We start from the raw sequence: 20,345 nt of genomic DNA on the forward strand, positions 1-20,345 counted from the left end.
ATTAGACTTGGGATTTAGACTTGGGATCAGAAATGGAGCCACTTCAGCAGGCCCATGCCGATCAGGCCGTTCAGGATGAGGAAAATCGCGACGATCAGGTTCAGCAGGCGCGGCATGATCAGAATGAGGACTCCAGCGATCACGGACATGATCGGCGAGATATGGGCAACGGTCAGGGTCATCGGCGAACTCTGAATGATTGAAGGACCGGGACTGGGCGATTCGATTGGACCGGACCTTATCCCGGCTCATCGTGGCGGAATAGGAGACGCGCGGCACGGGTTCCGGTTCCGCACCGGCCTCTCGCCACGGAAATGACGCCAATTCGCCTCGGGGATTCGCGGAACGATGCGCAGCCGCTGGCATTGGGAGGCAGGTGCCGGCGCGCGCCGGTTTCTGTCAGCGCATCAACAGCTCAGGAGTCCTGTCCATGCGAACCCATCTCACCCTTGCAGCCCTTGCGGCCGCACTCGTGATCCCCGTGGCGGCGCAGGCGCAGTCCTACACGACCGGCGTCGGCCGCAGCGTCGTGGTCGAGGAGGATGCTCCGGCGATCACCGTCGAGCGGCGCCCCGAGTTTCGCGAATACGTCGTGCGCGAGCGTGTTCCCAACTATGTGATCCCCGATCGCGTGGTTGTTGGGACCGTGCTCCCGGAATCGGGTGTTACATACTACGACGTTCCGGAGCGCTTCGGTGCGACGCCCTATCGCTACACCGTCGTGAACGGCGAAACAGTTCTCGTCGAGCCGCGATCGCGACGGATCATTCAGGTCGTTGAGTAGTTATCGAGCTGCATTTGGTCGCCAACGCCCCCGCAAGCGGCCAGATGTAAAGGCCCTGCCCGGTCCCCCCCGCCGGGCGGGGCTTACTTTTTTGGAGTGGCTGGAGCTGGTTTCTTCAGACTGTTCCGCCAACCAAAGCATCGCGATTCTTTTAGTGTTAAAGCGAGCGCGGTGCCCGTGAATGCGCCCTCGCCCCTTGTGGGAGAGGGCATGTAGGAATGTACCGCGAGTTCGGTTGGGTGAGGGTTATCTCTCCACAAGGGTCGCTCGCGGAGAGAAACCCCTCACCCAACCGCGCTCGTGGATAGGCCGTACATGCCCTCTCCCACAAGGGGCGAGGGCGCTGCATCTGACAGCGGCGCGGCTGCCTCAGCCCTCGATCTTGGAGAAGTCGGCCACGGCGCGCGTGGCGCTGCGGATCTCGTTCAGCAGCTTCAGCCTGTTCTCGCGGATCTTTGCATCGTCGTCATTGACCTTCACCTTGTCGAAGAAGGCATCGACCGCCGGACGCAGCTTCGCCATCGCGCGCATCGCGGCGGCAAAGTCCTCCTTGGCGACGGCTGCACCCGCCTCCGCAGCGACCTCGCCGATCGCTTTCGCCAGCGCCTTCTCCTCGTCGAGCTTGTAGAGCGCGGCATCCGGCGCGCCCTCGAACTTGCGCTTGTCCTTCTTCTCCTCGATCGAAAGGATGTTGGACGCGCGCTTGGTGCCGGCGAGCAGGTTCTTGCCGTCGTCGGTTTCGAGGAATTTGCCGAGCGCCTCCACGCGGCGGACGACCATCAGGAGATCGTCCTGGCCGCCGAGCGCGAACACGGCATCGACGAGATCGTGCCGCGCGCCCTGCTCGCGCAATTGAACCTTGAGGCGGTCGGCGAAGAAGGAGAGGAGATCCTTTAGCGCAACATTCACACCTTCTACTACCCGAGAGACTTCAGATGGAGCAGTCCTTTCTTTTCCGATCACATCGATGATTTCTCGTAGGAGATTCGGACTTTGAGAGATTTCCGCTATCTCCGATACCGGAGCAGCGAACGCCGCGACTTCCTTAGTCGCTAGAGCTTGCAACACACCAAGTGAGGCTTGCCGAAGGATCGGCGAAAGCCGAAGCTGCAAATGGTTCTCCAAGATCAACCTGATCACACCCAGCGCCGCGCGGCGCAGCGCGTACGGGTCCTTCGAGCCCGTCGGCTTCTCGTCGATCGCCCAGAAGCCAACCAGGGTATCGAGCTTGTCGGCCAGCGCCACCGCGACGGCGACCTTATCCGTCGGCACGCGATCACCCGGCCCCTGCGGCTTGTAGTGCTCCTCGCAAGCGGCGGCGACGGAGGCGTCCTCACCCTGGGCCAACGCGTAGTACTTGCCCATCAGACCCTGCACTTCCGGAAACTCGCCGACCACTTCCGTCAGGAGGTCGGCCTTGGCGAGCTTGGCCGCGCGCCCGGTTTTCGTCGCATCGGCGCCGACCAGCGGCGCGATCTCAGCGGCGAGCTTCTCGATCCGAGCGATGCGTGCGGCCTGCGTCCCCAGCTTCTCGTGGAACACGATCTGCTCGAACTTCGGTAGCCGGTCTTCCAGCCTCGTCTTCAGATCGGTCTCGTAGAAGAACTTCGCGTCCGACAGGCGGGCGCGGATGACGCGCTCGTTGCCGGCGATGATGGTCTTGCCGCCGTCGGTGGCCTCGATGTTGGCGGTCAGGATGAATTTTGGCGCGAGACCTCCCGTCTTGGGATCGCGGACCACGAAGCATTTCTGGTTGTTGCGGATGGTGGCGCGGATCACCTCGCCGGGCACCTTCAGGTACTCCGGATCGAACGAGCCCATCAGCACCACCGGCCATTCGACCAGCCCCGAGACCTCGTCGAGCAGCACCTGGTCCTCGACCAGCTCGAACCCTTGCGCGAAGGCGAGCTGCTTGGCATCGGTGACGATGGTGTCTTTCCGTCTGTCAGGATCGAGCACGACCTTGGCGTCGAGCAGCTTCGCCTCATAGTCCTCGAAGCGGCGCACCGAAATCGCAGCCGGTGCCATGAAGCGATGGCCATACGTCGTCTGGCCGGCCTCGATGCCCTCGACGGCGAAGCTGACCACATCCGGCTCCTCGGTCTCCAGGCCGAAGGTCGCGATGATCGTATGCAGCGGCCGCACCCAGTTCAGCGCGCCGGGCTTCTCCGAGCGCTTGCCCCAGCGCATCGATTTCGGCCACGGGAAGGTTCGGACGACGACCGGCAGCATCTCGGCGAGCACGTCGAGCGTGGCGCGGCCGGGCTTCTCGATCAGCGCGACGTAGAAATCGCCCTTCTTCGGGTCGCGCTGGATCGTCGCCTCCTCGATCGAGGACAGGCCGGTGGCTTTCAGGAAGCCCTGGATCGCGGCATCGGCGCCGCCGACGCGCGGACCCTTGCGCTCCTCCTTCAAGTCGGCCTGGCGCGCCGGGATGCCGTGCACGGTGAGCGCCAGCCGCCGCGGCGTCGCGAACGCCTTGGCGCCTTCATAGACCAAGCCCTCGGCGACCAGCTTGTCGGTGACCATGCGGCGCAGATCGTCGGCCGCCTTGGCCTGCATGCGCGCGGGGATTTCTTCGGAGAACAGTTCGAGGAGAAGGTCGGGCATGTCTCAAGTCTCTCTGCACGAAAAACCACCCTCCCCTGGAGGGACAGGCCATCGCAAATTGCTAAACTCGTGGAAGGCAGCGCGCCTTCCACCGTCCTTCGAGACGCCCGCCTTCGGCGGGCTCCTCAGGACGAGGTCTGATTTTTGCGGCGAGATTCGAAAGACCCTCGTGGTGAGGAGCGCCGCACGCGGCGCGTCTCAAACCATAAGGCCCGGAAGCAGCCGCGTTCGTTCTAACCAGCCCCCGCCCCGCCCGCTTCCGTATGCAGCCAGGCCTCGCCGCAGGCCTTGGCGAGCTCGCGGACGCGCAGGATGTAGCTTTGGCGCTCGGTGACGGAGATGACGCCGCGGGCGTCGAGCAGGTTGAAGACGTGGCTGGCCTTGATGCACTGGTCATAGGCCGGCAGCGCCATCAGATGTTCCTTGCGATCGCCCAGCTTTGAATTTTCTTGCCAGCCGGCGGCGAGATATTTGCGGCAGGCGCCCTCGGCCATCTTGAACTGCTCGAACAGCATGTCGGTGTCGGCATGCTCGAAATTGTGCCGGGAATATTCCTGCTCGGCCTGCAGGAAGACGTCGCCATAGGTGACCTTGGCATCGCCGTCGCGACCGTTGAAGTTGAGGTCGTAGACGCGGTCGACGCCCTGGACATACATCGCCAGGCGCTCGAGGCCGTAGGTGAGTTCGCCCGCGACCGGCGCGCATTCGAAGCCCGCGACCTGCTGGAAGTAGGTGAACTGCGACACCTCCATGCCGTCGCACCAGCACTCCCAGCCGAGGCCCCAGGCGCCGAGCGTCGGGCTCTCCCAATCGTCCTCGACAAAGCGGATGTCGTGCACGGCGGCGTCGATGCCGATCGCGGCCAGCGACTTCAGGTACAGCTCCTGAAGGTTCGGCGGCGACGGCTTCATGATCACCTGGAACTGGTAGTAGTGCTGCATCCGGTTCGGGTTCTCGCCGTAGCGGCCGTCCTTCGGGCGGCGCGACGGCTGCACATAGGCGGCATTCCAGGGCTTCGGCCCGAGCGCGCGCAAGGTCGTCGCCGGATGGAAGGTGCCGGCGCCCATCTCCATGTCGTAAGGTTGCAGGATCACGCAGCCCTGCTCGGCCCAGAACCGTTGCAGGGCCAGGATGAAGCCCTGGAACGAACGTTCGGGGCGCATGTGCTGAGGCAGCGAGTCCATCGTCGATATCGGTCTTTCGCGCGAGCGTCTGAAAAGCGCGCGGACCGTATCGGCGGGACCACCAGGAATCAAGGCAATAGGGACCTCGCGGAAACGGCGGCGAAGGCCGCCGTTTCGCGACAACGAGCGACGACGTCAGCCCGGCCGGTAAGCGCCCGTGACTGGATCGCGACGCAAGGTCTTGATCTCCGCGGTCTGCGCGACCTCGGCAGCGCGCGACAACCGCGCTTCTTCAAGCTCGCGGTTGATCTTCTGCGCGGTCTTGTAGACCCAGCGAACCGCAGCAAGCCCGCCCAGCATACCCGCAAAAGCAACGAACGGCGGCATTGGTCGATCCTTGTTCATGAGGTGCCACCCCCGATTCGCATTGTCGCCGATCCCGGTTCCCCCTGCAATCCAGATTGCAGCGGGCAAATTGGCGCGGATCGGCGCGTCAGAACCCGAATCGGGCCCAGATCGACCGGGTTTCGACCGCGGAGATCAGCTCCTCGGCCATTCCCGCCCAGCCCAGGCCAGTGGCCCCCAGACTGCCCGCCCCGGCGGCGCGACGCCCAAGCAGGCCGGACAGCAGGCCGGCGGCCGGCGCCACCACGGGCGTCGCGACCTTGTCGCCGAACCGGGCGCGCAGCACGCCGCGGAGGTCGCCGATGGCGTCCGCCAGCCCCAGCGTGACGGCGCTGTCGCCGGCCCAATACTCACCGGTGAACAGCAGATCGTCGGCGCCCTTCAGCCGGGTGGTGCGGCTCTCCTTGACCAGCGAGATGAACAGCGCGTGGATCTCGCGCTGGATCTTCTTCAGCCGCGCCACGTCGTCGGGATTCTCCGGCAGGAACGGATCGAGCATCGCCTTGTGCTCGCCGGCCGTATAGAGCCGGCGCTCGATGCCGATCTTCTTGATCAGCTCCTGCAACCCGAACGAGCCGCCGACGACGCCGATCGAGCCGATGATCGAGGACGGATCGCAGAAGATCTCGTCGCCGGCGCAGGCGATCATGTAGCCGCCGGATGCGGCGACATCCTCGACGAACACCAGCACCGGCAGCTTCTTCTCGGCCGCGAGCTGGCGGATGCGCAGATAGATCTGGCGCGACTGCACCGGCGAGCCGCCCGGCGAATTGATCACCAGCGCCACCGCCTTGGCGTTGCGCATCGAAAACGCCCGCTCCAGCATCTTGGCGACGCCGGCCAGCGTCAGCCCCGGCCGCAGCGGCGTCACCGCGCCGATCACGCCGGACAGGCGGACGACGGGCACCACCGGTGCGCCACGGAGCCGCGCCGGAAGCAGCGCCTTCAACCGATCGAAAGGCCCTGCTGCATCGCTGGGTTGTGTCAAATTGTCCACCATCCTGTTACCTCGGATTAACCACTTTTTATCGCGCCGCTGCCATTCAAAGGGCTGGAACGAGCCTTGCAATCGCCTGGGCAAGTGCACGGCGAGTCAAGTTGCAGAGAGCGGCGGAGGAATGCATGAAGGTCTACCTGTTGATGCTGCTGATCGGTACTCTACTGACTGCGATCCGTTTCACGACGGTAACTGAACGCCAATCGGAAGCGCAGACGCAATAACGTTCAAACCCGATCACCGTTCAGGGGGCCGGCCAAGGCCAGCGCCCCCTGCCCTTCCAGCACGCGCCGAATATCTTCGCTGGGCGCACCTGCCGCCTCGTTGAGCATCACGCCCGGCCAGATCTGCGTCGGTGCCCGGCCGCCCTTGACGGCCCTGACCAGGATACGGATCGCCGGCTTCCCGGCCTGTCCGTGAACCGGTTGAATGGCAACGCTGCCGAACCCCCGCGCCAGCGCCGCCAGCACCTCTCCCACAGCATCGGCCCGCCAGATCAGCGTCAGCACGCCAGCCGATTTCAGCATCCGGCGCGCAGCGTGGGTCCAGATCTCCAACGTCGTCGCGGTCGCCATATGCGCGGTCGCGCGCGCGGCGTCCGGAGAGGCGCGGTGACGGGCGTCATCGTGGAACGGTGGATTCATCAAGACGACGTCAACGCTGTCGGGCCCGAGCCCCGCCGCGGCAAAGGCGGCCGCTTCCGCGGCGACGTCGAGAACGGCGACCGCAGCCGGCAATTCATTGGCGTCTGCATTGTCGCGCGCGAGGCTCGCCAGATACGGCTCGCGTTCGACCAGCGTCAGCGCGAGGCCACCGACGCGTCTCGCCAAGGCCAGCCCGGCCGTCCCCACCCCGGCACCGAGATCGACGACGCGATCACCCGGGCGCGCAGCCGTCGCTGCCGCCAGCAGGATCGCATCGTGGCCGGCGCGATGGCCTGAGGTCGGTTGTCGCAGCCGCAGGCGCCCACCTAGAACGGCATCTTCGGAGATCGCGATCGCGTCACTCATCGGCGCGCAATTCATGCGCCAGTCCAGCCTCGGTCAGCAGCCGGCGCGCCTGCAGATTGTCGTCCTCATGCACGAGGATCCGTCGCGGCAGGATGCCGAGCGAGCCCTCGATGATGCTCATGTTCTGGTCGAGCACGAGGTGATGGATATCGGCGCCGTCGAGCAGCGCTCCAATTGCCGAAACCAGCACGATGTCGTTGGTCCGAACCAATTCCTTCAAGCGTTATGTCTCCGTGCAGGCTTTGGTCGAGAAAGGTCCGGGTCAAGCAAGTTTGGTCAAGAGAGGCTTGGGTCAAGAGAAGCCCGGGTCAAGGTTCCGTGTCCGCCCTTGCCGCCCGCGGCCGCAGTTTCTATTGTCGAACCCAGGATAGCAAAATTGGAGACCAGCGTGGCGGTTATCGTACCTTTCGAAAGCCCATCGGGTGCGTCGATCGACGGGCTTGTCGGGCTGGTCGCAGCCGACATGGAACGGGTCAACACCACGATTCTGTCGCGGACCGGTTCGGACGTGACGATGATCCCGGAGGTCGCCAATCACCTGATTTCCTCGGGCGGCAAGCGGCTGCGGCCGATGCTGACGCTGGCGATGGCCCATCTCACCGGCTACACCGGCGATGGTCACGTCAAGCTCGCGGCTGCCGTCGAGTTCATGCACACCGCGACGCTGCTCCATGACGACGTCGTCGACGAAAGCGAAATGCGCCGCGGCAAATTGTCCGCGCGCATGCTGTGGGGCAACGAGGCCAGCGTGCTGGTCGGCGACTTCCTGCTCGGCCAGGCCTTCCGCATGATGGTCGAGGTCGGCTCGCTGCGCGCGCTCGACATTCTCTCCGCTGCCGCGGCCACGATCGCCGAAGGCGAGGTGATGCAGCTTGCGGCTGCCAAGAACACGGCAACCACCGAGGACGAATACCTCGCCGTGATCCGCGGCAAGACGGCCGAGCTGTTCGCTGCCGCCTGCGAGGTCGGCCCGGTGCTCGCCGACCGCCCCAAGGCCGAGCAGGCCGCATCGCGCTCCTTCGGCATGAATCTCGGCATCGCCTTCCAGCTCGTCGACGACGTGCTCGACTATGGCGGCAAGGCTGCCAAGCTCGGCAAGAACATCGGAGACGATTTCCGCGAGGGCAAGATCACGCTTCCGGTGGTGCTCGCCTTCCGCCGCGGCAGCGACAGCGAGCGCGCGTTCTGGATCAAGGCGCTGGAGCGCGGCGAGATCAGCGATTCAGATCTCGACCATGCGATCGGACTGATGAACAAGCACCGCGCGCTGGAGGACACGATCAGCCGCGCGCATCATTACGGCGCCATGGCCGTCGACGCGCTGGCGCTGTTCCCGGCCTCGCCGATGAAGACCGCGCTGGAGCAGGTCGTCGCGTTCTGTCTGGCGCGATCGCATTAGTTCGTTGGCGCCCGCGCCTCAGCTGCAGCGGGGGCCCTGCTCAATACAGCGCCCTCGCCCCTTGTGGGAGAGGGCATCTCCGGCCCCTCCACGTACTCACTCGGGTGAGGGTATCTCTCCGCAGACTACGCTCGCGGAGGCATACCCCTCACCCGACCGCGTTCGCGGCGCTGTTGAACATGCCCTCTCCCGCAAGGGACGAGGGCACTGTATTGCGCGGTCGTTTCGCGGATAGCGATTAGTTAGCTCAGCGTCCCCGCATGCACCCACCATTCGGGATGCGCAGCGGCGATCGCGGCGCCGGCGGCTTTCGCATCCGCGTCGCTGCCGCAGATCGCGAAACATGTCGCGCCGGAGCCGGACATGCGCGCCAGCAGCACGCCGGCGCTCGCACGGAGGGCCTCGAGCACGGTGCCGATGATCGGCTGGACCTTCAGCGCGGGCGGCTCGAGATCGTTCTTCACCCGGTTGAGCGTCGCGACCCAGTCGCCGATAGAGGCGCCGGCCTTGGGCCAGGACGGCGCCGTCAGCACGTCGGTCACGCCGACCAGCAGATCGCCCGGCTTTAGACCAAGCGCCTGGAACACATCCTTGGTCGCGACCGGCACCCGCGGATTGATCATCACGCAAGGCAGGACGGGCAGTGCGAGCGGCTGCAGATTCTCGCCGACGCCGGTCATGGTGCAGGCGCGCGAGGGCACGCAGACCGGGACGTCGGCGCCCGTCTTCAGGGCCACGGCAGCGAGGCGCGGGTCGTCCAACGACAGCGCGTTCAGCTTCGCCAGCAGCCGCAGCGCCGCTGCGGCATCGGCCGAGCCGCCACCGATACCGGCGGCGACCGGCAGCAGCTTCTCCAGCGTGAAGGCGCCGAGCTTCAGGCCAGGGACGGCCTCCGCCAACAGCCGGGCGGCCTTCAGGACCAGATTGTCCGTGGTCTCGCCGCACGCCTCCGCCAAAGGTCCGGTCGTGGTCAGCGTCAGCTCCGGGCCCGGCACAAGCGTGAGCTGGTCCGCGCAGTCGGCAAACGCGACCACGCTTTCGAGATCATGATAGCCGTCGGCCCTGCGGCCGACGACGCGCAGGGTCAGATTGACCTTGGCGCGCCCCTGCTCCTGCAGCGCGCCGGTGACCGTGGACGCCAACATCGGCGCAATGCCCCCAAGCTCTTCGGCCGTAGCGGTTCAGCGCCACTCTCGCTGTCAGCCAGAGGCCAAAAACGAACGTGGCCGGCACCCGCCACAGCCTTCATCAAAATCATCCGGGCTCCCCGGCAAACCGAGGAGCCCGCATCAGCTCTCACATCGTGATCAGGACGAACTAGCCGCCCTTGCCGTCGTCCTTCTTGGCGTCAGACGGCGTGTCCTTGGTGTCGGCGCTGGCCGCCGCCGGCGCGGGCTCGTCGGTCAGGCCGTTCTGGATCTTGGCCTCGATCTTCGGCAGCTCTTCGGCCTCCGGCTTCAGGTCACGCGCATGGGCCCACTGGAACTTGGCCTCCAGCTTGCGGCCGATGCGCCAATAGGCGTCGCCGAGATGGTCGTTGATGGTCGGATCCTCGGGCTTGAGGTCGATCGCGCGCTCGAGGTTCTTCACCGCCTCCTCGTAATTGCCGATGCGGTAATAGGCCCAACCGAGCGAGTCGACGATGTAGCCATCGTCCGGCCGCTGCTCGACGGCGCGCTTGATCATCTTCATGCCTTCGTCGAGATTGACGCCCTGGTCGATCCAGGAATAGCCGAGATAGTTCAGCACATGCGGCTGGTCGGCCTGCAGCTCGAGCGCCTTGCGCATGTCGGCCTCGGCCTTCGGCCACTGCTTGGAGCGTTCCAGGCAGATGCCGCGATAGTAATAATAGACGCTGTTGGCCTTGTCGTTGTTCGCCGGCAGCGCGTCGATGCCGAGCGAATAGGTCTTGCCGCAATCGGCGAACTTCTTGCGGCCGCGCTCGATGTTGCCGAGCGCCATGATCGCCTCGAGATCCTTCGGATCCTGGCTGATCACGTCCTTCAGGATCTTGATCGCCTCGTCGCTGCGATCGGCGCTGTCGAGATCGGTCGCGAGCTGGATCTGCGCGTTGCGCTTCAGCGGCGAGCTCGCCGGCACCCGCTCATAGACCTTGATCGCCATCTGCGGCTTCTTCACGGTCTCGTAGAGATCGGCGAGCGACAGCAGCGCCAGCGGATGATTCGGCTGCAGGTGCAGCGCGAGCTGCAGATAGACCAGGGCGAGATCCTCGCCGCCGCGGCGGCTCAAGGTGGCGCCGATGCCGTACAGCGCCTCGGCGGCGCCGGCCTGGGCCGAGTCGACCAGCGACGGCAGCTTCTTGCCGGCCTTGGTCTCGCGCAGCCCCTCCTGCACCAGCGGATGGCGCGCGAGCTTCTTGTCGAACGCTTCATAGATCGCGGTCGCCGCCGCCGCATCCTTGTTCCGCGACAGCCAATGCGCATAGGCCTCGGTGATGCGCAGCATCGAATCGTCGAGCTTGTAGGCGCGCTCGAAGCGCGTGCCGGCGTCCTTCTCCTTGCCGGCCAGCTCCAGGATCATGCCGGCGTGGAGATCCTTGAACAGCGGATACCATTCGGGACCGGTCAGCTTGTCGATGTTGGCCACCGCCGTCTTGGCATCGCCCGCGCCGGCCGCGGCCCAGGCCGAAAGCAGCGTCGCGACGAGATCGGTGATCGGGCCGCGCACCGACTGATTGATGTTGGTCTGAGCGGCCGCGTATTTCTTCTGCTTGATGTCCTGCACGCCGACCACGAGCCGCGCGATGCGGTTCGCCTTGTCGACCGCGAGCACGCGCTCGGCGAGCTTCACCGCCTCGTCGATGTCGCCATCGGCGACCGACGAGATGAAGGCGCGATCGAGCAGCTCGTTGTTCTTCGGGTCGCTGCGCAGTGCGGAGCGATAGAACGCCGCCGCCGAGGCCGCGTCGCGCTCGACGCTGGCGTGGCGGGCCGCGAGATAGCTGCCCGAGGTGGTGAGCGACTTCAGATCGACGCTGCTCGGAAACTTCGCGCTGTTATCCGCCGGGTGGTCCGGCGTCTGGGCCAGGACGGTACCGGGGAGCAGCAAGGCAGCAACGGCAACAGCGGTCCAGCGATTGCAGCGAATTGATAACATCACGGTGCGCTCTGGTTGTTTGAAAGGATTGGTCGTATCGGACACGAACCCGGTCGGCCGCTCGTCAAGGCGCCGACAATGCCGCGTTTGGCGGCCAACCGCAAGGATTTGCAGGATATTCGGGTCAGCCGGGAGCCCCTTTGGCCAAGGTCACCTGCGACAAACCGCGCCAAGATGGCCGTATCGTGGCCGGCTGCCCCTGGCGGGACAGCCGCCTCACGCAAACGTGCATTAACCTTGCGCTACATCGCTTCGTAGTTCGGCCCGCCGCCGCCCTCCGGAGGAACCCAGGTGATGTTGCCGTTGGGATCCTTGACGTCGCAGGTCTTGCAGTGGACGCAGTTCTGCGCGTTGATCACGAAGCGCGGGCTCGAGCCGTCCTCGACCCACTCATAGACGCCGGCCGGGCAGTAGCGGTTGGATGGACCGGCATAGACGTCGTGCTCGGAGCTCTTCTGCAGCGCCATGTCGGCGACCTTCAGATGCACCGGCTGATCTTCCTCGTGATTGGTGTTCGACAGAAACACCGACGACAGCCGGTCGAAGGTCAATTTACCGTCCGGCTTCATCGCGGGCTTCGGCTGGTGCGCCTTGGCCGGATCGAGCGTGGCACGATCGGGCTTGGCGTGCGACTGGGTGCCGAACAGCGAGAAGCCGAGCGTGTTGCACCACATGTCGAAGCCGCCGAGCATGACGCCGAGCACGGTGCCGAACTTCGACCACAGCGGCTTGACGTTGCGGACCTTGAACAGGTCCTCACCCACCGGCGAGCCGCGCCAGGCGTTCTCGTAACTGACCAGTTCGTCATTGGCGCGACCGGCCGCGAGCGCGGCATTGACGTGCTCGGCCGCGAGCATCGCGCTGCCCATCGCATTGTGCACGCCCTTGATGCGGGGCACGTTGACGAAGCCGGCCGCGCAGCCGAGCAGCGCGCCGCCGGCGAAGGACAGCCGCGGCACCGATTGATAGCCGCCTTCGGTGATGGCGCGCGCGCCATAGGCGAGGCGCTTGCCGCCTTCGAATACGCCGCGGATCGACGGATGCGTCTTGAAGCGCTGGAATTCATCGAACGGCGACAGATAAGGATCGTCGTAGTTCAAATGCACGACGAAGCCGACCGCGACGAGGTTGTCGTCGTAGTGATAGAGGAACGAGCCGCCGCCGGTCTTCATGTCGAGCGGCCAGCCGAACGAGTGCTGGATGAGGCCCTTCTGGTGCTTGGCGGGATCGATCTGCCAGACTTCCTTGAGTCCGATGCCGAATTTCGCCGGCTCGCTGTTGGCGTCCAGTGCAAATTTCGCGATCAGCTGCTTGGACAGGCTGCCGCGCGCGCCCTCGGCGAACAGCGTGTACTTCCCGACCAGCTCCATGCCGCGCGTGAACGACGATTTCGGCTTGCCGTCCTTGCCGATGCCCATGTCGCCGGTGGCGATGCCGCGCACCGCGCCCTGTTCGTCATAGAGCACCTCGGTCGCCGCGAAGCCCGGATAGATCTCGACGCCGAGCGCCTCGGCCTTGCGCGACAGCCAGCGACAGACATTGCCGAGCGAGCCGATGTAGCAATGATGGTTGTCCATCAGCGGCGGCATCGCGAAGCCCGGCAGCGCGATCGCGCTGCTCTCGGTCATCCAGAAGAACTTGTCGACCTGGACCTGGGTCTTGAGCGGGCAATCCTCATCCGAGCGCCAGTCCGGGATCAGCTTGTCGAGCGCGGCCGGATCGATCACCGCGCCGGACAGAATGTGCGCGCCGACCTCGGAGCCCTTCTCGACCACGACGATGTTGAGGTCGGCATTGAGCTGCTTCAGCCGGATCGCGGCGGTCAGGCCCGACGGGCCGGCGCCAACGATGACGACGTCGAACTCCATGGATTCGCGCGGAGGTAGCTCTTCGGTGCTCATGTCTCTCAATCTCAGGCCCGGCCGGTGCAGTGGATTTGACCTTTGCATCCCCCTGGCGCGTGCAAGGGTCAAACCCGGAGCTGCAACAGCAACAATGACTTAACTAGGGTTCCTGAAGGCGTCGGCGTTTCGCTGAAGGGGCTGGTCCGGAGGGAGCGAAGGCTGGCGCCGGAACACTAGGGCGTTCCGTCCCTTTTTTGGGTTATTCCAAGCTCTTGTTTCCGATTTTTTGGGGCAGGACAACCATGGAAATGCATTCCGCCATGCGCCAAGGCGGCTTAGACTGCCACATCGATCGATCATGATGACCCCAGAGCCCCTCCCCGACATCCGCCAGCTGCTCGCCTTCTACCTGGAGGCCGGGGTCGATTGCGCGCTTGCCGACGAGCCGATCAACCGGCTGGTCGAGCCTGAGGCGGTGCCTGCGGCCGCGGCTCCCGTTGCCCGCGCTGCGATGGCGCCGCAACTCGGCAAGCCCGCGGCGCCGGCGATCGTTCCGCCGCGCGGCGAACCGCCGCCACCGCCGGATGCCGCGATCGCCTCGGCGCGCGAGGCGGCACGCACCGCGCCGACATTGGACGCCTTGCGCGCCCTGCTGGAAGAGTTCGACGGCTGCTCGCTGAAGCAGACGGCGACGCGGTTGGTGTTTGCCGACGGCAATCCGCAGGCGCGGATCATGCTGGTGGGCGAGGCGCCCGGCCGCGACGAGGACATCGAGGGGCTGCCGTTCGTCGGCCGCTCCGGCAAGCTGCTCGACCGCATGATCGCCGCCATCGGGCTCGACCGCACCAACGTCTACATCGCCAACGTCATCCCGTGGCGGCCGCCCGGCAACCGCACGCCCACGCCGCAGGAGACCCAGATCTGCCTGCCATTCATCCGCCGCCAGATCGAGCTGGTCGATCCCGACGTGCTGGTGACGCTCGGCAACCCGTCGACCCAGGCGATCCTCGGGACGACCGAAGGCATCATGCGCACGCGCGGCAAATGGCGCGACTACGACACCGGCAAACGCACGATCCGCGCGATCGCGACCTTCCACCCGGCCTATCTGCTGCGCTCGCCATCCTACAAGCGGCTGTCGTGGCAGGATCTGCGCGCGATCGCCAAGGTGATGGCGGTTTAAGCACCGGCCTCTCCTCGTCATTTCGAGCGAAGCGAAGCAATCCAGAGTCGTGGGCGGGACTCTGGATTGCTTCGTCGCTTCGCTCCTCGCAATGACGGAGAACCTGGTGAGCGCAACGGCTCTCTTCACAGGCGCCTGTGGAGAGGCCTACGGCCCCTTCGGCCGGACGATGGCCCAGCCGATGCGCAGCACCGGCTGGCGGCCGTTGACCAGCCAGTCGAAGCTGCGCGGCACTTCCGGCACGAGGCCCGGAAAGCGCTGCGCGATGTCGGGCGGCGGGGTGCCGACCGTGTCGGCGGCGCGCCACACCACGACGCCGCCGCCCTCGGCGAACTTCGCCGCCGTGAGCCATGGCGTCCGCTGCGGCGTGGCATCGAGGAACAGATGGGCACGGCGGCGACCGAGCGAGATCAGGCTGGCAAGCTGCGGATCGCCCGCGACCGCCTGCAGCCGCTGATTGGTCCGGCGCTCGAAGCTCTCGACGAAGAACCGGGAGATGTCGCGCGCAGGCATGGCGGTCGCGACCTCGCGATCACCCATCAAGGGCAGCACCACTGCGCTGCCGGCAACGAGAACGGCCGGTGCTGCCACCGCAACGGCCCAGACCATGCGCAACAGCCGCTGGCGTCGCAGATAGATCAGGTCGCCCGACGCGACCACCAGGGCCAGTCCAACCATGGTCAAGGCCACGGCGGAGCCGCCGAACACGGTGGGAAGCCCGAACAGGCCGGAGATCAGGCTGCCGGCCAAGCTCGGCGCGATCGCGAAGCAATAGACGAAGTCGCGGGCGAGCGGCGGAACGCTCCGGCGATAGATGATCGGGGCGTCGGTCTCGCTGCCGCCGATCCAGCCGGCGTCGAGCACCACGAGCACCAGCACGGCGGAGATCGCCAGCAGCAGCCCTCCCGCCAGCGCAAGCCATTGCCAGGCCCGCGCCGAAAGCTCCGCAAGGACGGGCAGAGCCGGCAGCCCGACACTGTCCGAGCGCAGCACGAAGATCACGTAGGGCAGCGCCAGCACCAGCACCACGAGCAGCGCAAACAGCGGATCGAACGACCGCAGCACGCGGCGGCCCTGCGCCGTCGTGACCACGAAGCCGGCGATCAAGAGCAGCAGGCCGGCCGCGGCCGGCGTGGTGAGCAGCAGCAGGCCGGCCTCGATCGACCAGGCGAACCAGGCATTGCGCCTGCCGCGGCCGAGGATCTGCCAGCTGTGCAGCAGCAGCAGCGCCCAGAGCGGCCTGGCGAGAACGTCAGGGCCAAATTCGAGCGTCGAGGCGCCGAACGCCGAAACGGCCATGGTCAGCAGCACCGCCAGCACCGCCTGCTGGCCACCCACGATCGCGCGCGACAGCAGATAGATGACCCAGAACGTCAGCGCCGAGCACAGCACGGCAAGCACATACACGCCGAACAGATGATTGCCGGCGAGGCGATAGGCGATGTCCGCCAGCCAGAACGACAATGGCGGACCGAGGTCGGTGCCGACCTGATACTCCCGGCCGAAGGCGATCGCAGTGGCGAGCTGGCCGGGCGGGCTGCGGTAGAACAGCACGGCGACACCGAGCCACATCAGGGCCTGGCAGAGCACCACGATGACGACGACCAGCCGCGGCCTTGCGCGGATCAGTTCGACAACCAGGGACGTGAAACGCATGGACGGCTGGATCGCTCGGGACGTCGAGGGGGCCGGCAGGACCGTCGCTCATCCGCAGCAGTCTCGCTGTCCGCCGCCTGCAATCGATACCGCACGATCGAGGCGCACAGGACCGCCCCTGCTGCGAGGAGTGACACTTCGTGCTGGTTGGCTGACTAAAGCTATTAAGACCGCGGCGCCGTCGAGGCAACCGGCATCACAGGCCGAGCGAAATTTCGGCTGAGGTGACAACGGTGACCTCGGCGAAGATATCGGGCGCGGGTATCGCGATCTCGGGCTGGTGCTTTCGCCGCGCGGCCACGACCGGCGCAAACAGGCTGCGATGATGCACCGAGGGGCCGAGCCGGTCGAGCGCCGCCAGATGCTCCGGCACGCCATAGCCCTTATGCTGCTCGAAGCCGTAGCCGGGACAATCCTGCGCCAGCGCGCACATCAGCCGATCGCGCGTCACCTTGGCGACGATCGAGGCGGCCGCGATCGACATCACCAGACCGTCGCCGCCGATCACCGCATCGCAGGCGCAATCGACATCGATGCGGTCGCGGCCGTCGACGAAGACGTGCTTAGGTGCCTCGGGCAACGCCCTCACGGCGCGCGACAGCGCCCACAGCGACGCCCGCAGGATGTTGTCGCGATCGATTCGCGCCGGCGAGGCGACGGCGACCGCAAACGCCGACGTCTTGCAGATCTTGTCGAACAGTGCTTCGCGCTGCTCCGCGCTCAGCCGCTTGGAATCGTCGAGGCCCTTGGGAATCCGCGCAGGATCGAGAATCACGGCGGCGGCGACAACGGGACCGGCCAGCGGCCCCCGTCCCGCCTCGTCGCAGCCGGCGACCGGCCAGATGCCCTGCTTCAACAGCGCACGCTCCCGGCGAAAGCTCGGCGGCGCCACCGCGATGACGCCCTTGCCGGGCTTGGCGGCGGCGGCCTTGGCCCCCTTGGCGGCGGCCTTCCCGGAGTTCAAAGTCTTCGCTGGTTTCTTGGCTTCATCCCGAATCATGCTCGCATGCTGCTGAAGCCGATGCCTGAGCGCAACCGGGAACCAGTGCCGTCCCCGTCATTCTGCCCGTCAGGGCTGCGATTGTGTTCGCGACTATTTGGCGGCAGGCTCTACCGTCTGGATCGCCGCATGCCATCCCGACACGAAGGCCTTCATACCCGCCTCCGACAGGTGACACGTAGCGGTACGCTGCTCGGGCAGGTCAATTGCGTCGAGATCTGGTCCGCTGAACACGACTCCGGAATTCTCCCTGACGATCTCGGTCTGTGCCCAGCGAATCTCCGGCGCAGGCCCCCGCTCCTCACCCCGGCATGACGAGGTCGGAGATACGAAGACCTTGGCCTGCGAATAGCGCCGCACCAGGTTGACGATGGCCTGGAGGCCATCGAAATAGTCCGCGCCCCCGTTGCGACGGTAACGGCTGCCGTCGAAACGTTCTGCCTCGCCCTGGACCCAGAACACATGGGTTGGCGGGATCCCGGACCGGGCAAGGCGCCGCAGCGTGCTCTCGGCCAGCATGTAGAGATCACCGCCAGCGTTCCATCGGGTCATGCCGGTGCCACCGAGGGTGAGCGGCACCAGCAGCACCCGATCGAAAACCTTGGCTTCGAGGGTTGTATTGGCGAGCGCCATCCAGGGACTGCCGCCGTTGCCGTCGGATCCCATCAGCGGCTCGGCGGCAACTGCACATTGCTGGCCGAAATAGTTGGCGACATCCGCACCATGATTGTTGGGCGAGCGCCCTTCGCCGTAGTTGCCGGCATTGCTCTGGCCAAGGATGAGAATGACCGCGGAGCGCGGCTGGGCAAAGGTCCGACAATCGACCTTCATCGCCTTGGCGAACAGTGCAGCCCCTTCGGCGCTGTAGGCGGGCGTCCGCATGTCGGACAGCAATCGGTCGCTCTGCAGAGCCTCGAGCTTCAGCAGCAGCGCCTGCTGCTGATCCGACGCCTGCGCCAAGCGCGCCTGCTGAGCCCGGACGTCGGCCAGAGCAGCGGAAATGTCGCGGAGATCGCGCAGAGTGGTTTCACTCGTCACCGCGCGCGCACCGATCCACACGACCAGCAAACCAACGAGCACGATCGACGACCTGACGACATCATATCGGTCGAACGGCGCCATTTTCTCAGGCCGCGTCGACCGTCTCGTCGCGAGGGGCCGGCTCGCTCCCGACCAGCTTGATCTTGGTGTCCAGAAACACCGGCGGATTCACTGGGCGGATCCAATCGGTGACGCCGTCGACCTCGCCGACCTTCTCGAAACGGAGACGCTGGTAGAGCTGAGCCACCAGCTTGTTCTTCTTGCTCGGCACGTAGCGGCCCCGGATGACCTCGCAACCGCGATCGAGCGCGACGCGCGCGATCTCGTTGGCGATGAACTCCTCCATCGCCCTGCCAAGCACGCGACAGCTCATCACCCATGTATCGACGACGAGTGCCGGCCCATCCTGCCGCATCAGGACCACCGAGATCAGGCCGTTGTCGCCAAAGCGGTCACGCAGAATGAAATGGCGGCAGATCCAGTTCTCATCGCGCTGAAACGCACTTACCTCGGCTTCGCTGTAGCGCGTGCCAGTCAGATGAAACTGGTTGCTCTTGTTGATCAATTGTGCCGAGCGGGCGAGATACATCCCGTCGGCGCAGCCGATTTCGGCCTCCATCAACAGGCTTTCCTGGAACTGAGCCTGGTCGGCGAAAGACCCCTGCAGCTCGCGGCGCTGCGCATTGGCGCGGTAGTACTCCGTACGAACGGCGTCTTCCTGCGAATAGGCGGCCGTCTCGAAATAGCGCAGGCGATGCACGAGCCCGACATATTCCGCGGGATCGTCGGACAGCTCGGGAACGGCGACCATCGGCAAGTACTGGCGCACCACGTCGCGTTCGACGGGATTGTCGTCGATGAACACCATCGAATCGAGCCCGATGTTCAGGTTCTCGGCGATCGTGCGTATGTTGTCGGCCTTGTTGTTCCAATTGGCCACGAACTCGGCGATGTCATCGAGCTTCAGGCGCATATCCGGATGTTGCTCGAACGGCTCCCTGGCATTGGCCGCCTCGTTCTTGCTGCAGACGGCGAGGATGACACCGCGCTGCTTCAGGCTTTTGAAGTAGTCCTGGATCTGGCTGAATGCCTCGCCGGTGGCGCCGTTGCCGAGCTTGATCCCCGCCAGCCCATCATCGCCGATGACCCCGCCCCACAGCGTGTTGTCGAGGTCGAGCACGACGCATTTCTTGGCCTGGCCCTTGATCGCCGCGACCAGCCGCGCGAACGTAAAGCCGACCAGCCCCATGGCATCGAACGTCATCGGCTGCTTGGAATGATGCCAGTGGCGATATTCGAACCAGCGTGACTGTCCATAGAGCGCCGACAGGTGATCATAGTCGAAAATCACCACGCCGCCTGAGGCTCGGTCGGCGAGCCGGCTGTTGAATTTGCGGATGACCGAGCGCCGGCTCCAGCCGACAGAGCCCTCGAAATTGCCGAGGACGTCGATGGAGGGCGTATCAGCATTGTTCTGGATGACGAGGGCTGGGCAGTTCTTGCGCAGCTCCGCCCACAAGCCTTCCGCCATGTCGACCTCGGCGGCCACGGCTTCATCGACGACGTCGACCGCGCTGCCGGGCGGCATGTCGATCCGCAGGTCTCGTCCGGTCGTGAAGATCCACACGATCTCAGGCTGAAACGCGTACAGGTCCCCATCCTTGTCGAGGATGGTCGGAACGACGGTGTCGAAGGGCGCGATGTAGAACTGCGCGGCAAAGCCTTCGCAGGCCAACCACAAGCGAACCATTTCGGAGACGTGATCGACCGTGGCACTCGACAGGATCGCGATCCGGATCGGCTTCAGGCCGAGCGCGTTCCGATCCATCGTATCGAACACCTTGAGGTATTTGCGCAAGGTGACGAAGCTGTCATTCGGGTCGATCGCGCTTCGCAGCGTCGCGAAGGCATCCTGGATCTCTCCCCGCCGTGCCTGCGCAGCGAAGCTGGCAAATCGGTCGTTCGAACGCGTGCTGTTCATGTCGGATCGGCTCATCGCAAATGGTCAGTACAAGTCCCCACGTCCCGAAGCCGGCAAGCTCCAGCCATACCGCTCATGTGCGAACCTCGGAAATCGCGAAAGTCCGAAAAACCATGAGCCCGTAAACTCGTTGCTTCGGCGCCGAATTGGGCCACCGCTCTCGATCCGACGTCCCCGTGTCGGGGGCCGTCGAA

At 65.4% G+C, this 20,345-nt stretch carries 17 protein-coding genes; 3 read left to right on the top strand and 14 right to left on the bottom strand.

What is annotated here, in order from left to right; genetic code table 11:
* Positions 1–26: 26 nt before the first annotated feature.
* A complete protein-coding gene (locus S58_RS36900) occupies positions 27–182 on the bottom strand; it encodes a DUF3096 domain-containing protein (protein WP_012042558.1) in 156 nt (51 codons plus the stop codon).
* A gap of 248 nt (positions 183–430) precedes the next feature.
* Here S58_RS36900 and S58_RS26945 point away from each other — a divergent pair, with 248 nt between their 5' ends.
* On the top strand, positions 431–784 hold the full coding sequence (locus S58_RS26945; RefSeq protein ID WP_015668566.1) for a DUF1236 domain-containing protein: 354 nt from the start codon (positions 431–433) through the stop codon (positions 782–784).
* A gap of 369 nt (positions 785–1,153) precedes the next feature.
* Here S58_RS26945 and glyS read toward each other — a convergent pair whose 3' ends face one another.
* The 6 genes from glyS to S58_RS26975 all read right to left on the bottom strand — a co-directional run bounded on the left by glyS (position 1,154) and on the right by S58_RS26975 (position 7,150).
* Entirely contained in the window at positions 1,154–3,394 is a 2,241-nt protein-coding gene (glyS, locus tag S58_RS26950; RefSeq protein ID WP_015668567.1) for a glycine--tRNA ligase subunit beta, read from the bottom strand.
* 233 nt (positions 3,395–3,627) lie between these two features.
* Positions 3,628–4,578: a glycine--tRNA ligase subunit alpha gene (locus tag S58_RS26955; protein WP_015668568.1), complete on the bottom strand. Its 951-nt coding sequence runs from the start codon at positions 4,576–4,578 to the stop codon at positions 3,628–3,630.
* 135 nt (positions 4,579–4,713) lie between these two features.
* Positions 4,714–4,905, bottom strand: coding sequence for a hypothetical protein (locus tag S58_RS26960; RefSeq protein ID WP_015668569.1), 192 nt, complete (start codon positions 4,903–4,905; stop codon positions 4,714–4,716).
* Positions 4,906–5,011: 106 nt separating this feature from the next.
* The gene (locus tag S58_RS26965; protein WP_042340242.1) at positions 5,012–5,923 is read right to left on the bottom strand and encodes a S49 family peptidase; all 912 of its coding nucleotides are present in this window, start codon (positions 5,921–5,923) and stop codon (positions 5,012–5,014) included.
* Positions 5,924–6,147: 224 nt separating this feature from the next.
* Positions 6,148–6,930, bottom strand: coding sequence for a tRNA1(Val) (adenine(37)-N6)-methyltransferase (locus S58_RS26970; protein ID WP_015668571.1), 783 nt, complete (start codon positions 6,928–6,930; stop codon positions 6,148–6,150).
* Positions 6,923–7,150 carry a putative signal transducing protein gene (locus S58_RS26975; RefSeq protein ID WP_015668572.1) on the bottom strand — a complete coding sequence of 76 codons (228 nt, stop codon included), beginning with the start codon at positions 7,148–7,150 and terminating at the stop codon, positions 6,923–6,925. Before S58_RS26975 ends, S58_RS26970 begins: the two co-directional genes overlap by 8 nt.
* Before the next feature lie 168 nt (positions 7,151–7,318).
* Between S58_RS26975 and S58_RS26980 the strand changes: the two genes are divergently transcribed.
* On the top strand, positions 7,319–8,329 hold the full coding sequence (locus S58_RS26980; RefSeq protein ID WP_042340958.1) for a polyprenyl synthetase family protein: 1,011 nt from the start codon (positions 7,319–7,321) through the stop codon (positions 8,327–8,329).
* A gap of 242 nt (positions 8,330–8,571) precedes the next feature.
* On the opposite strand, the gene S58_RS26985 is transcribed toward S58_RS26980, so the two are convergent.
* The 3 genes from S58_RS26985 to S58_RS26995 all read right to left on the bottom strand — a co-directional run bounded on the left by S58_RS26985 (position 8,572) and on the right by S58_RS26995 (position 13,347).
* The gene (locus S58_RS26985) at positions 8,572–9,474 is read right to left on the bottom strand and encodes a 4-(cytidine 5'-diphospho)-2-C-methyl-D-erythritol kinase (RefSeq protein WP_015668574.1); all 903 of its coding nucleotides are present in this window, start codon (positions 9,472–9,474) and stop codon (positions 8,572–8,574) included.
* A 172-nt stretch (positions 9,475–9,646) separates the two neighbouring features.
* Positions 9,647–11,446, bottom strand: a complete 1,800-nt coding sequence (locus tag S58_RS26990; RefSeq protein ID WP_144058399.1) for a tetratricopeptide repeat protein — start codon at positions 11,444–11,446, stop codon at positions 9,647–9,649.
* 242 nt (positions 11,447–11,688) lie between these two features.
* The gene (locus S58_RS26995; RefSeq protein WP_015668576.1) at positions 11,689–13,347 is read right to left on the bottom strand and encodes an electron transfer flavoprotein-ubiquinone oxidoreductase; all 1,659 of its coding nucleotides are present in this window, start codon (positions 13,345–13,347) and stop codon (positions 11,689–11,691) included.
* A 304-nt stretch (positions 13,348–13,651) separates the two neighbouring features.
* Here S58_RS26995 and S58_RS27000 point away from each other — a divergent pair, with 304 nt between their 5' ends.
* Positions 13,652–14,473 carry a uracil-DNA glycosylase gene (locus tag S58_RS27000; protein ID WP_015668577.1) on the top strand — a complete coding sequence of 274 codons (822 nt, stop codon included), beginning with the start codon at positions 13,652–13,654 and terminating at the stop codon, positions 14,471–14,473.
* A gap of 147 nt (positions 14,474–14,620) precedes the next feature.
* On the opposite strand, the gene S58_RS27005 is transcribed toward S58_RS27000, so the two are convergent.
* From S58_RS27005 to S58_RS27020, 4 genes are all read right to left on the bottom strand, one after another.
* Positions 14,621–16,129: a glycosyltransferase family 39 protein gene (locus S58_RS27005; RefSeq protein ID WP_015668578.1), complete on the bottom strand. Its 1,509-nt coding sequence runs from the start codon at positions 16,127–16,129 to the stop codon at positions 14,621–14,623.
* A 196-nt stretch (positions 16,130–16,325) separates the two neighbouring features.
* A complete protein-coding gene (locus S58_RS27010; RefSeq protein WP_015668579.1) occupies positions 16,326–17,129 on the bottom strand; it encodes a ribonuclease HII in 804 nt (267 codons plus the stop codon).
* 93 nt (positions 17,130–17,222) lie between these two features.
* On the bottom strand, positions 17,223–18,209 hold the full coding sequence (locus S58_RS35860; RefSeq protein WP_160167615.1) for a sialate O-acetylesterase: 987 nt from the start codon (positions 18,207–18,209) through the stop codon (positions 17,223–17,225).
* A 46-nt stretch (positions 18,210–18,255) separates the two neighbouring features.
* Positions 18,256–20,151, bottom strand: a complete 1,896-nt coding sequence (locus tag S58_RS27020) for an HAD-IIIC family phosphatase (RefSeq protein WP_015668581.1) — start codon at positions 20,149–20,151, stop codon at positions 18,256–18,258.
* Between the last annotated feature and the right edge of the window lie 194 nt (positions 20,152–20,345).

This window comes from Bradyrhizobium oligotrophicum S58 (assembly GCF_000344805.1).
GTDB classification, from domain to species: Bacteria; Pseudomonadota; Alphaproteobacteria; order Rhizobiales; family Xanthobacteraceae; genus Bradyrhizobium; species Bradyrhizobium oligotrophicum.